The sequence below is a fragment of the Pseudomonas sp. LBUM1648 genome, assembly GCF_059716145.1.
In genome coordinates this window covers 2555350-2567805 of record NZ_CP166808.1, presented here as the reverse complement: position 1 = coordinate 2567805, position 12456 = coordinate 2555350, and the positions used below count along the sequence as shown (strand labels likewise).

Sequence of the window (12456 nt, the reverse complement as noted above, 5' to 3'; positions counted from 1 at the left end):
TGGGTCTTGGACGCTATGGATAAATCGGCAGAAGATCAATCCCACACAGCAAGCCAACCCTGAAAGGAGTGACACCATGCAACAGTCCCACGCCTACAACGACACCAGTCTGGCCCTGACCACCCGCATTCTTGACCTCAAGGCAGGCAAAAACCTGTCCTGGCAGGATCTCGCCGACGGCACCGGCCTCAGCCTGGCCTTCGTCACCGCCGCCCTGCTCGGCCAGCACCCCCTGCCGGAAAACGCCGCCCAAGTAGTGGGCGACAAGCTGGAACTGGACGCCGCTGACGTCGCCGCCCTGCAAATCATCCCGCTGCGCGGCAGCCTCAGCGGCGTGCCGACCGACCCGACCATCTACCGCTTCCACGAGATGATCCAGATCTACGGCACGACCCTCAAAGCTTTGGTTCACGAGCAGTTCGGCGACGGCATCATCAGCGCGATCAACTTCAAACTGGACATCAAGAAAGTCGAAGACCCGGAAGGCGGTTCCCGCGCCGTGGTCACCCTCGACGGCAAATTCCTGCCCCTGCGTCCGTTCTGATGTGCCCCGGCCCGCCCGCCCCCCGCGTGCGGGCCCACCGATCTCCATTGAAGAGGACACGCCCATGAAAGCCCTGATCGACGGTTTCCTGAAGTTCCAGAACGAAGCCTTCCCGAAACGCACCGAACTGTTCAAACACCTGGCGACCACCCAGCAACCCGGCACTTTGTTCATCACCTGCTCCGACAGCCGCGTGGTGCCGGAACTGCTGACCCAGCAAGAACCCGGCGAACTGTTTGTGATCCGCAACGCCGGCAATATCGTGCCGTCCTACAGCCCTCATCCGGGCGGGGTGTCGGCGACGGTGGAATATGCGGTGGCGGTGCTTGGCGTGACGGACATTGTGATCTGCGGACACTCTGATTGCGGTGCGATGACGGCGATTGCGAAGTGCAAATGCATGGATCACCTGCCCGCCGTCAGTGGCTGGCTGCAACATGCCGAGTCGGCGAAAGTGGTGAACGAAGCGCGGCCGCATGCCAATGACGCGGCGAAATTGAGTTCGATGGTGCGCGAAAACGTGATCGCGCAGCTGGCGAATATCCAGACCCATCCGAGTGTGCGTCTGGCCCAGGAGAAAGGCCTGCTGAATCTGCATGGCTGGGTGTATGACATCGAGACTGGCTCGATCGATGCGCTGTCCTCGGACCGCCGCACCTTTGTGCCGCTGGCCGAACAACCGGCGGCTTGCGCAGTTCAGGCAAACACCAGCGAAGCAGCCTGAAATACACTTTGCCCCCTGTAGGAACTGCCGAAGGCTCGGGCCTTCGGCAGTTCCTGCGCAACGCAGTCAGCGTTTTACGGTCAGGTCGATCTGGCTCATGCGACTACGCACCGTAAACACACCATCCCCGGAAAGAATCGCGCTGCGCGCAAACAACCGCCCACTCTCCCAGTTCGAAAGCCCCAGTTCCGGCTTGTTCAGTGCGTACAGGCCATCGACCCATCGGGTGATGCCATTGCCCACAAACGGCGCATTCACCGCGTTGTAGAACCGCTCCTGAACCTGCGCATCTTCGCTGATCAGCGACACGGTAAATTGCGGGCTGTAGCGATTGAACAGCGCAATGGCCTGATCCAGATCGTCAACGATCATCAGGCTGACCTCCGGGGTTTCTTCCCATTCCCACTCGCGACCCAGCTCCGACTTTGCCAGCGGTTCGGCCAGTGCTTCGGTCTGATAACCCTCGGCGCGATAGACCTCGACCGTCGCGTTCTGCCATTCAGTGGGCAGGCAACTTTCGCTGCCTTCGACGATGTGCAATTTGCAGCCTTGGCCGCGCGCGGTGCCGGCCTGTTGCAGCGCATCGAGGAACAGTGGCACCAGTTCGGCGGCGCGCTCGCGCTGAATCAGGCAGACGTTCAGGGTGTTGCAGACTTTGCGATCCAGCGAATTGCGTACCACCGCCGCAAAGCGTTTGGCATCAGCTTCACGATCGGCAATCAACCACGCCCCACCGGTGCCATGCAGGCTGACCGCAGTCCCGGCCTGCTGGGCAATGCTGCCCAGTTGACTGACCGCGCGCCCCGAACCACGAGCCACCGCCAGCGACAAGCGCCGATCGGCAAACATCGCCCAACCGGCGGCGTGATTGACGCTCTCCACCAACGACACCGCGCCCGCCGGCAGACCGGCCGCAGCCAACGCCGGGTTCAGCGCATGTGTGACGATGGCTTGCGCCGTCCCCAGCGCATCGCTGCCAATCCGTAGCACCGCTGTATTACCGGTACGCAAGACACCGGCCGCATCGGCGAAGACGTTAGGGCGACCTTCAAAGACAAACGCGACGATACCCAGCGGCGAGACCACCTGCTCGACCTTCCAGCCGTCGTGTTCGACGCTGCTGATGACTTTACCGCGCGTCGCCGGCGCATCACGCCAGGCACGCAGGCCGGCAATCATATCGCCGCGCATACGCTCGTCGGCGAGCAGACGCGTGGTGGAACGCCCGCGTGCCTTGGCCCGCTCGATATCGGCGAGATTGGCTGCTTCAATCTGTGCCCAGCAATCCGGTGTTTCCAGGCGCTGCGCGAACAGATCGAAGAATTGACTGATCGCCTCATCGGACACCGCCGACAGCGCGGTAAATGCCGCCGCCGCACGTTCGATCGCCACAGAGGCCGCTTGTTGATCGGCGACCGGAATCAGCAACAGTTCGCCACTCACCTGCTCAACCAGCAGGTGATCACCGGGCTGAAAGCGCGCGGCCAGTTCGGGGCTGACCACGGTGACGCGGTTACCAGCGAAAGGGATCGGCGTACCAGCAACCAGACGTTCGAGCGCAAGAGACATGAAGCGGATTCACCATGCAGAGGGCGGGCGCAAAATGTATAGGATTCTTCGCTGAAATACACCTTCCGCAAACACCGCTATCCCGGTGGGAGCTGGCTTGCCAGCTCCCAGAGGATTTTGTGGTGTTTGACTGATCGGGTCAGAACACCGACCAGCCAATCCGCGAACTGAGCATCTCCAGCGCCGCCATCCCCGCCAGCGAATTCCCCGCAGCATTCAACTCTGGCGACCACACGCACACAGTGAACTGCCCCGGCACCACCGCGACGATCCCGCCGCCTACGCCACTCTTACCCGGCAGGCCGACGCGATAGGCGAAGTTGCCCGCCTCGTCATACAGTCCGCTGGTGGCCATGATCGAGTTGACCTGCTGGGTCTGGCGGCGCGTCAGTATCTGTTCGCCACTGTGTTTGCAGAAACCGTCGTTGGCCAGAAAGCAGAACGCCCGGGCCAGATCAATGCAGTTCATGCGCAGCGCGCAATGGCTGAAATAGCTACGCAGAACCGACTCGACGTCGTTGTGGAAGTTGCCGAAGGATTGCATCAGGTACGCCATCGCCGCGTTGCGCGCACGGTGCTGATATTCGGAATCAGCGACCTTGGCGTCGATCATGACTTGCGGATTGCCCGACAGGCGCCGGACAAAATCACGCATCGACAGGGTCGGTGCGGCGAAGCGCGACTGGTTGATGTCGCAGATCACCAGCGCACCGGCATTGATGAACGGATTACGCGGTCGGCCACGCTCGAATTCCAGTTGCACCAGCGAGTTGAACGGCTGACCGGACGGCTCATGGCCGAGGCGTTCCCAGATCGCCTCACCCGAGTGATCAATCGCCTGCACCAGGCTGAACACCTTGGAAATACTCTGCACCGAGAACGGTGTCTCGGCGTCGCCGGCAAAATACATCTCGCCGTCGTTGCCATACACGGCGATGCCCAACTGATTGGCCGGCACGGTGCCGAGGGCAGGAATGTAGTCAGCCACTTTGCCCTGACCGATCAGGGGCCGGACAGCGTCCAGGATCTCGTTCAACAGCGCTTGCATGCCGGGTTCCGAAGTCTCGCCCCATGGGATTGCGGGGACACTGGGGCTAGACGCTGCCGACGCGGGTCGAATCACACCGGCGGGTGTCGAGCAAAATGTTCCAGGCTCAAGCGCACACCCCTGCTATCGGAGAGCACCTGGTGACTGCCTTCACAGTCTTTGACAGTTTCCCGACAAAGCTGCCAAAGATTGCTGGCCGGCAGCCACCTAGCATGGGCGCATCCACATTACTCTCGGGTGCCTCATGCCAGTTCCGTTTCGCACACTCTCCTTGTCTCTGACTTCCCTTTGCTTGCTGATTCCCGGCGGTTCGTTGCGCGCCGAAGACTGGCACACGACCCTGCATGCAGGCGTGGTCAACGCGCCGCGCTACAGCGGCAGTGGTGAGCGGGTAACGGCGCCGCTGGTGGGTTTCAAAGTGGTCAGCCCCCAGGGCTTTTTTCTCGACACTGGTCGGGGACTGGGTTGGGGGTTTGATGAAGACAATTTCGGTCTCAGCGTCTACGTCGGGGCCAGCGATGTGCGCAAGGATCGCAAGAGCGGATTCAAAGGCTCTGACGAGTTGAACGGCATGGGTTCGATCAAATCACGCCCGGTGTTGGGCGTGGATGGCAGCTACCACATGGGGCCGATCATTCTTGGAGCGAGCTTCGAGCATGCGCTGGAAAAGGACGACGATGACCGCGACACCGGCTCGTCGTGGAACCGACTGAAGCTGAGTATCAACTTGCCGTTGTATGAAGGTCGATATGGCAAAGTGATCGGCGGGTTGAACAGCCAGTTTGGCGATGGCGATTACCTGCGCACCTGGTACGGCGTCAGCTCGGCGCAGGCTGCGCGCAGCAAGTTCGGCGCTTATGAGGCGAAAGGCGGGCTGATCAGTCGCGGTGGAGAGTTGACCTGGACGTTGCCCATTGATGAGCGCTGGAGTGTGTCTTCGGTGCTGGCGGTGCAGTACCTGAGTAGTGAGGCGGCGGACAGCCCGATTGTCGACCGCAGGTTGCAGACTTCAGCGGTTGGGCAGGTGGCGTACAGCTTTTGATTTTGTGGCGTCTTTGATGACCTCATCGCTGGCAAGCCAGCGATGGGGCCGCCACTGACAGTGCAATCAATCCAGATGCGCCCAGGTCATGCGAAACGACGCCCCGCCCCAAGGCGAATCCCCAACCTCGACCTGCCCACCATGGGATTGCGAGACCCTCCGCACCAACGCCAATCCCAGGCCAAAACCACCCGTGCGGCGATCCCGGCTGGCATCCAGCCGCGAGAACGGTTCAAAGATCTTCTCCCGTCCATCCACCGGCACCCCCGGCCCGTCATCGTTGACCCGCACTTCGTAGTAATCACCCGTGCGCACCAGCGTCACCTCCACACGCTGCTCGGCATAGCGAATTGCATTGCGCAGCAGGTTGATCACCGCCCGTGCCATGAACCGCGGCTCGATGCGCACCGTTTCGATCCGGCAATCACCGATCAACAACTGCACCCCCGCCGCCTCTGCCTCTAGCGCCACACTGCCGACCACGCTGTCCAGCCAATTGGCCGCCTGAATGTTCTCGCGCTTGATCACCGTCGCGCCGCGCTCGAGGCTGGCATAGGTCAGCAGCTCGGAGACCATTTCCTCCAGCTCGCCAAGGTCGGCGTACATATCGGCAATCAGTTCGCGATTCTGGCTGGCGTCCGGAGACTGCTTGAGCTGATCGAGCTCAAACGACAGCCGCGCAATCGGCGTGCGCAGTTCGTGGGATACCGCATTGGTCAATTCGCGCTGATTGGCGATGAGGCTTTCGATACGTGCGGCCATCAGGTTGAAATGCTCGGCCAGATCACGGATGTTCGAGCGTTTGGACAGCTGAATGCGTACTGACAGATCGTTGTCGCCGAAACGTTCGGCGGCCAGGCGCAGTTTTTCCAGATCACGCCAGTGCGGGCGCACCCAGAAGAACAGGACGAAACCAATCATCACCGCGATCATCAGATACGCCGCCGCAAGGTAAAACGGCATCAAACTGGGCTCGGCCGGCAGACGGATACTGAGCAGCTGCGAGCCGCCATCAATTGAGCCGATGTAGTGGGTGTACTTGTCGCGGATCACCAGTCGCCCTTGAGCCAGCTCGGTTTTTTCCTTGTCGCTCAATGCCAGTTGTTCGGCTTCAACCAGCGTCAGCCCCGAACCGTAGTGCGGGCGAATGGCCTCAAGCTGCTTTTCCCGTGCCGGGCCGTCGAGGCCACGCAATAGCTCGCTCAGCGTCCAGACCTGCCCACGCATCGCCTCGCGGTTGTAATCCTCCATCTGATAATCGAGCAGCGCGTCGAATGTGCGCTCGACCGTCTGCAGAGCCAACACCAGCCCCACCGTCATCACCAGAAACAGGCCGAGAAATAACCGCAGCATTTACAGCTCCCAAGCAAACGGATTGAACAGATAACCCTTGCCCCACACGGTCTTGATGCACACCGGTTCGCGTGGGTTGTCCTTGAGCTTGTTGCGCAATTTGCTGATGTACACGTCGACGCTGCGGTTCAGCCCATCGAAGGCAATGCCGCGCATACGGTTGAGGATGTCATCGCGTGAAAGCGTATTGCCGGCCGCACTGGCCAGCAACCACAGCAGCTCGAATTCCATGGTGGTCATTTCGATGATCTCGCCCGCCAGGCGTACCTCGCGGCAACTGCGGTCGATGCTCAGCTGACCGAATTCCAGAGAACTGACCACGCCACTGTCCGGCGCCTGCCGCCGCTGCAATGCGCGCAATCGGGCCAGCAATACCGGTGGTTTGATCGGCTTGATTACGTAGTCATCGGCACCGGACTCAAGGCCCAGAATGTGGTCGAGATCGTCTTCCTTGGCGGTCAGAATCACGATCGGCGTGTCCGACACACTGCGGATTTCCCGGCACACGTGCAGACCGCTCTGCCCCGGCAGCATCAGGTCGAGCACCACCACTTTCGGTTTGAACTCATGGAACGCGGCCACGGCCAGATCACCGCGATGCACCGTGCGCACCTCGTAGCCGTGCTGTTCGAGGAAGTGCGCGATCAGTGCGGCAAGGCGCTCGTCGTCTTCCACCAGCAGGACTTTGCCAAAACCCAGGTTATCCATAACGACCATTTGCCAACCCATGTGTGAAGTGGGCGCCATTATGGCGGCAAACATTGTTGTGGCGTTTACAGCGGGCAGCAAAAACCGGCCACTGGGGCCGGTTTTCGGTGATGTTTCATACTCTTAAGAGTTTTTAACAATCTCAGGCAGGTACGCCGCTATGGAAACGGAACTCGTCGTCCGGCGATTCGATCAGTTCTTGCTCGGCAGCACGCACTTTCTCGATCACCTGAGCGATGTCTTTTGCATCGCCATATTGATAAGCCAGCTTCAGATAACCCTGAAAATGCCGCGCCTCGCTTTTCAGCAGGCCAAAGTAGAACTTGCCGAGTTCTTCGTCCAAATGCGGCACCAGTGCTTCGAAACGCTCGCAACTGCGCGCTTCGATAAACGCCCCGACCACCAGCGTATCGACCAGTTTCACCGGCTCATGGCTGCGTACCACTTTGCGCAGGCCCGAGGCGTAGCGGCCGGCATGCAACTGACGCAGCTCGATCTTGCGGCGCTTCATGATGCGCATGACCTGTTCGTGGTGCACCAGTTCTTCCCGGGCCAGACGCGACATCATGTTGATCAGATCGACGTGGGAATGGTACTTGGCTATCAGGCTCAGCGCGGTGCTGGCCGCCTTGAACTCGCAGTTCTTGTGGTCGATCAGTAGAGTTTCCTGATCGGCCAGTGCCGCCTGCACCCAGGCGTCGGGTGTGCGGCAGCCAAGGAATTCGTGGATTTCGGGAAGGATCATGGGGCTCACGGTAAAAGGTGTTCGAGCGAAGGGCGCCGATTATACCGGCCTGTCCGCAGACCACCAGCGGCGGGTGTTGATATGCATCAAGTCGCAGGTGTTGGAGCAGCAACTATAGTTGTGCAACGCCGTGCCTTTTCTTTGCTGGAGACTCCGCTCATGCAAGCCATTCGCAGCATTCTGGTGGTCATCGAACCCGAACACTCGGAAAGCCTGGCGCTCAAGCGCGCCAAGTTGATCGCCGGGGTGACCCAGGCCCATCTGCACCTGCTGGTGTGCGACAAGAAGCACGACCACGCCGCCATGCTCAGCGTACTCAAAGCTGCGCTGCTAGAGGACGGCTACAGCGTGACCACTGAGCAGGCGTGGAACGAGAGCCTGCACGAAACCATCATCGACGTGCAGCAGGCCGAAGGCTGCGGACTGGTAGTCAAACAGCATTTCCCCGACAGCTCGCTGAAAAAAGCCCTGCTGACCCCGGCGGACTGGAAGCTGCTGCGCCACTGCCCTACTCCGGTGCTGTTGGTGAAAACGTCCACCTCCTGGAAGGACCGGGTGATTCTGGCGGCTGTCGACGTGGGCAATGTCGACGGTGAGCACCGTCATCTGCACACCACCATCATTGATCATGGCTATGACATTGCCAGCCTGGCCAAGGGGCATCTGCATGTGATCAGCGCCCACCCGTCGCCGATGTTGTCGGCCGCAGACCCCACGCTGCAACTCAGTGAGACCATCGAGGCGCGCTATCGTGAACAGTGCCGGGCGTTTCAAGCGGAATTCGACGTCGACGACGCACATTTGCACATCGAGGAAGGACCGGCGGATGTGTTGATTCCGTTTATGGCGCACAAGCTGCAAGCGGCGGTGACCGTGATCGGCACCGTGGCGCGCACAGGCTTGTCAGGGGCGCTGATCGGCAATACCGCTGAAGTGGTGCTGGATGAGCTGGAAAGTGATGTGCTGGTGCTCAAGCCGCAGGAGGTTGAGGATCATCTGGTGGAGTTGACGGCGAAGCACTAAAGATCAAAAGATCGCAGCCTTCGGCAGCTCCTGCAGGTAGATCGCATTTCCCTGTAGCTGCCGAAGGCTGCGATCTTTTGACTTTCAGGCGCCGAAGGCGTCCTTCAAAAAGCCGGGCGCGATGTAGCGCTGATAGTGCGCTTCCGACAGCAGGAAGAATTCCCGATCAATGGCATCGCGCAACTCCGGCAGATTCCAGTCACGAAACTCCGGCAGCAGCACCATGCCATACGCTTCGAGATTAATGATCACCCGCGCCCCCCGGGCAATCAGCTGATACGCCCAGCAATATTCCGACTGATGCGGCACGAAGCGGATCTTGCGCTGTTCCAACTGCTGGCGAAGGCGCGCGGGATCGAATATTTCGACCTTGCCCGCCATCACTTGTGACAGCAATTGTTCCAGGCGCAACCACACCGCACGCTTTTCCTCCTCACCGTAACCATTCCAGTTGATCACTTCGTGATGGAAACGCTTGCAGCCACGGCACACCAGATCACCGTAAACAGTGGAGCAGAGGCCGACGCAGGGGGTCTTGATGGTCTGATTGGGCATAAGGTAGGCAAAGGCACTGAAACGCGGAACAGGTCGGCATGTTAGCCCTTTGTCTAACATTCATCACCCCTCAAACATCAGGGACGAACTTACCTTTAATTTTTTTTTGCCGTAGAATCAGCCAGCCTTTTAAGGCGCCAATGTCCGTTAGAAGCTGTTTTCAAAGCGTCACGAGCACAGTCGTTCCTTCAGAGCGGTGTTGGCGAAGGGTTTTTCCAGCGGGGAAAAACCCAACGCCAACCCTCATCAGCTCCCCGTTCTGCAGGCGTAAAACTTTGAAAGCAGCTTCTGTAAGGAATGGTCGGTAATTCTGGCTAAGTGGCCCACAACGCCACGCAGCGCATGAGTACGACCATTTCGGGATGAGCGTCCCGGACACCCATTTGGGACCACTGATGAGGGTAATAACTGTGCTTGAAGCCTACCGCAAACATATCGAAGAGCGTGCAGCCCTGGGTATCGTTCCCCAGCCGCTTAACGCCGAACAAACAGCAGGCCTGGTCGAGCTGCTGAAAAACCCTCCGGCTGGCGAAGAAGAATTCCTCGTTGACCTGATCACCAATCGCATTCCACCAGGCGTGGACGAAGCCGCTTATGTCAAAGCCGGTTTCCTGTCTGCACTGGCCAAGGGCGAAGTTTCCTCCCCTCTGCTGGACAAAAAGCGCGCTGTAGAACTGCTCGGCACCATGCAGGGCGGCTACAACATCGTGACCCTGGTTGACCTGCTGGACGACGCCGAACTGGCGCCAGTCGCTGCCGCGCAACTCAAGCACACCCTGCTGATGTTCGATGCGTTCCACGACGTGGCGGAAAAAGCCAAGAACGGCAACGCTCACGCCCAAGCCGTACTGCAATCCTGGGCTGACGGCGAGTGGTTCAAGAACCGCCCGACCCTGGCCGACAAGATCAGCCTGCGCGTCTTCAAAGTAACTGGCGAAACCAACACCGACGACCTGTCCCCTGCTCCAGACGCCTGGTCGCGTCCAGACATCCCGCTGCACGCCCTGGCCATGCTGAAAATGGCTCGCGACGGCATCGTTCCTGATCAGCAGGGCGCCATCGGCCCGATGAAGCAGATCGAAGAAATGCGCGGTCAAGGCTTCCCGATCGCCTACGTCGGTGACGTGGTCGGTACCGGTTCCTCGCGTAAATCCGCTACCAACTCGGTGCTGTGGTTCTTCGGCGACGACGTGCCTTACGTGCCGAACAAGCGCGCTGGCGGTTTCTGCTTCGGCAGCAAAATCGCTCCGATCTTCTACAACACCATGGAAGATGCCGGCGCACTGCCAATCGAGTTCGACGTTTCCAACATGAACATGGGCGACGTGATCGACCTGTACCCGCATGCTGGCAAAGTCTGCAAACACGGCACCGACGAAGTCCTGACCACCTTCGAAATGAAGACCCCGGTTCTGCTGGACGAAGTCCGCGCCGGCGGCCGTATCCCGCTGATCATCGGCCGTGGCCTGACCGAGAAGGCTCGCGCTGAACTGGGTCTGCCAGCGTTCGACCTGTTCAAGAAACCGGAAGCACCGGCTGAAAGCACCAAGGGTTTCACCCTGGCGCAGAAAATGGTCGGCAAGGCTTGCGGTCTGGCAGAAGGCCAAGGCGTTCGTCCTGGCACCTACTGCGAACCGAAGATGACCACCGTGGGTTCTCAGGACACCACCGGTCCAATGACCCGTGACGAACTGAAAGACCTGGCGTGCCTGGGCTTCTCCGCTGATCTGGTGATGCAGTCCTTCTGCCACACCGCGGCTTATCCAAAGCCGATCGACGTGACCACCCACCACACCCTGCCTGACTTCATCATGACCCGCGGCGGCGTTTCCCTGCGTCCGGGCGACGGCATCATCCACTCGTGGCTGAACCGCATGCTGCTGCCGGACACCGTGGGTACCGGTGGTGACTCGCACACCCGTTTCCCGATGGGCATCTCGTTCCCGGCCGGTTCCGGTCTGGTCGCGTTCGCCGCAGCCACTGGCGTTATGCCGCTGGACATGCCGGAATCGATCCTGGTGCGCTTCAAAGGCAAAATGAAACCTGGCATCACCCTGCGTGACCTGGTTCATGCCATTCCTTACTTCGCTATCCAGAACGGTCTGCTGACCGTCGAGAAGAAAGGCAAGAAAAACGCCTTCTCCGGCCGCATCCTGGAAATCGAAGGCCTGGAAGGCCTGACGCTGGAACAGGCTTTCGAACTGTCCGACGCCTCGGCCGAACGTTCGGCTGCCGGTTGCACCATCAAGCTGTCGAAAGAGTCGATCACCGAGTACCTGAACTCGAACATCACCCTGCTGCGCTGGATGATCGGCGAAGGCTACGGCGATGCTCGTACTCTGGAACGTCGCGCCCAAGCGATGGAAGCCTGGGTTGCCAACCCTGAGCTGATGGAAGCCGATGCCGACGCCGAATACGCCGAAGTCATCGAAATCGATCTGGCCGACATCAGTGAGCCTGTACTGTGCGCGCCAAACGATCCGGACGACGCCCGTCTGCTGTCCAGCGTTGCTGGCGAGAAGATCGACGAAGTGTTCATCGGTTCGTGCATGACCAACATCGGTCACTTCCGCGCTGCCGGTAAACTGCTGGATCAGGTCAAAGGTCAGCTGCCAACCCGTCTGTGGCTGTCGCCGCCGACCAAAATGGACGCTCACCAACTGACCGAAGAAGGCTACTACGGCATCTACGGCAAGGCTGGCGCACGCATGGAAATGCCAGGCTGCTCGCTGTGCATGGGTAACCAGGCACGCGTTGAGCCGAACAGCACCGTGGTGTCGACGTCGACCCGTAACTTCCCGAACCGTCTGGGCGACGGCGCGAACGTCTACCTGGCTTCGGCTGAGCTGGCGTCCGTTGCATCGATCCTGGGTCGCCTGCCGACCGTCGAGGAGTACATGGAATACGCTGGCAAGATCGACAGCATGGCGGCCGATATCTACCGCTACCTGTCCTTCGACCAGATCGCCGAGTTCCGTGAAGCTGCTGCGAACGCCAACATTCCGGTCGTTCAAGCCTAACGTTACAACGCAATAAAGAACGCCGCCCATCGTGAGATGAGCGGCGTTTTTTTATGCCTGCTGAATAGTCAGAGCCTGTCCCGGCCTCATCGCTGGCAAGCCAGCGATGGCGGCATGTCAGGCGA

The 12456-nt window shown here is 59.9% G+C and carries 11 protein-coding genes; 5 read left to right on the top strand and 6 right to left on the bottom strand.

Features of this window, described 5'->3' with window-relative positions:
• Positions 1-76 precede the first annotated feature (76 nt).
• Positions 77-544 carry a cyanase gene (gene cynS / locus ACA043_RS11860; protein WP_401265513.1) on the top strand — a complete coding sequence of 156 codons (468 nt, stop codon included), beginning with the start codon at positions 77-79 and terminating at the stop codon, positions 542-544.
• 64 nt (positions 545-608) lie between these two features.
• A complete protein-coding gene (locus tag ACA043_RS11855) occupies positions 609-1268 on the top strand; it encodes a carbonic anhydrase (protein ID WP_497617681.1) in 660 nt (219 codons plus the stop codon).
• A gap of 66 nt (positions 1269-1334) precedes the next feature.
• Here ACA043_RS11855 and ACA043_RS11850 read toward each other — a convergent pair whose 3' ends face one another.
• Together ACA043_RS11850 and glsB are read right to left on the bottom strand one after the other, a co-directional pair.
• Positions 1335-2837 carry an aldehyde dehydrogenase family protein gene (locus ACA043_RS11850; protein ID WP_497659276.1) on the bottom strand — a complete coding sequence of 501 codons (1503 nt, stop codon included), beginning with the start codon at positions 2835-2837 and terminating at the stop codon, positions 1335-1337.
• Between the two features lie 139 nt (positions 2838-2976).
• On the bottom strand, positions 2977-3885 hold the full coding sequence (gene glsB / locus ACA043_RS11845; protein WP_187680255.1) for a glutaminase B: 909 nt from the start codon (positions 3883-3885) through the stop codon (positions 2977-2979).
• A 244-nt stretch (positions 3886-4129) separates the two neighbouring features.
• Between glsB and ACA043_RS11840 the strand changes: the two genes are divergently transcribed.
• A complete protein-coding gene (locus tag ACA043_RS11840) occupies positions 4130-4927 on the top strand; it encodes a MipA/OmpV family protein (RefSeq protein WP_497659275.1) in 798 nt (265 codons plus the stop codon).
• Positions 4928-4993: 66 nt separating this feature from the next.
• Here the strand turns inward: ACA043_RS11840 and ACA043_RS11835 are convergent, their stop codons facing one another.
• The 3 genes from ACA043_RS11835 to ACA043_RS11825 form a co-directional block, all read right to left on the bottom strand.
• Entirely contained in the window at positions 4994-6280 is a 1287-nt protein-coding gene (locus ACA043_RS11835) for an ATP-binding protein (RefSeq protein ID WP_497659274.1), read from the bottom strand.
• The gene (locus ACA043_RS11830; RefSeq protein WP_187680287.1) at positions 6281-6988 is read right to left on the bottom strand and encodes a response regulator; all 708 of its coding nucleotides are present in this window, start codon (positions 6986-6988) and stop codon (positions 6281-6283) included.
• Between the two features lie 142 nt (positions 6989-7130).
• Positions 7131-7733 carry a MiaE family protein gene (locus ACA043_RS11825; protein ID WP_122607119.1) on the bottom strand — a complete coding sequence of 201 codons (603 nt, stop codon included), beginning with the start codon at positions 7731-7733 and terminating at the stop codon, positions 7131-7133.
• A gap of 159 nt (positions 7734-7892) precedes the next feature.
• Here ACA043_RS11825 and uspL point away from each other — a divergent pair, with 159 nt between their 5' ends.
• Positions 7893-8756: a universal stress protein UspL gene (gene uspL / locus ACA043_RS11820; RefSeq protein WP_497617674.1), complete on the top strand. Its 864-nt coding sequence runs from the start codon at positions 7893-7895 to the stop codon at positions 8754-8756.
• 84 nt (positions 8757-8840) lie between these two features.
• Here the strand turns inward: uspL and ACA043_RS11815 are convergent, their stop codons facing one another.
• The gene (locus ACA043_RS11815) at positions 8841-9311 is read right to left on the bottom strand and encodes a DUF1289 domain-containing protein (RefSeq protein ID WP_187680252.1); all 471 of its coding nucleotides are present in this window, start codon (positions 9309-9311) and stop codon (positions 8841-8843) included.
• A gap of 410 nt (positions 9312-9721) precedes the next feature.
• Here ACA043_RS11815 and acnB point away from each other — a divergent pair, with 410 nt between their 5' ends.
• Entirely contained in the window at positions 9722-12331 is a 2610-nt protein-coding gene (gene acnB, locus ACA043_RS11810) for a bifunctional aconitate hydratase 2/2-methylisocitrate dehydratase (protein ID WP_489880122.1), read from the top strand.
• Positions 12332-12456: the final 125 nt, after the last annotated feature.

Bases quoted from the DNA above. Each gene is read 5' to 3' on its own strand.
- uspL (WP_497617674.1), top strand. From the start codon at position 7,893: ATGCAAGCCATTCGCAGCATTCTGGTGGTCATCGAACCCGAACACTCG.
- ACA043_RS11815 (WP_187680252.1), bottom strand. From the start codon at position 9,311: ATGCCCAATCAGACCATCAAGACCCCCTGCGTCGGCCTCTGCTCCACT.
- ACA043_RS11825 (WP_122607119.1), bottom strand. From the start codon at position 7,733: ATGATCCTTCCCGAAATCCACGAATTCCTTGGCTGCCGCACACCCGAC.
- cynS (WP_401265513.1), top strand. From the start codon at position 77: ATGCAACAGTCCCACGCCTACAACGACACCAGTCTGGCCCTGACCACC.
- ACA043_RS11855 (WP_497617681.1), top strand. From the start codon at position 609: ATGAAAGCCCTGATCGACGGTTTCCTGAAGTTCCAGAACGAAGCCTTC.
- ACA043_RS11830 (WP_187680287.1), bottom strand. From the start codon at position 6,988: ATGGATAACCTGGGTTTTGGCAAAGTCCTGCTGGTGGAAGACGACGAG.
- ACA043_RS11850 (WP_497659276.1), bottom strand. From the start codon at position 2,837: ATGTCTCTTGCGCTCGAACGTCTGGTTGCTGGTACGCCGATCCCTTTC.
- ACA043_RS11840 (WP_497659275.1), top strand. From the start codon at position 4,130: ATGCCAGTTCCGTTTCGCACACTCTCCTTGTCTCTGACTTCCCTTTGC.
- glsB (WP_187680255.1), bottom strand. From the start codon at position 3,885: ATGCAAGCGCTGTTGAACGAGATCCTGGACGCTGTCCGGCCCCTGATC.
- ACA043_RS11835 (WP_497659274.1), bottom strand. From the start codon at position 6,280: ATGCTGCGGTTATTTCTCGGCCTGTTTCTGGTGATGACGGTGGGGCTG.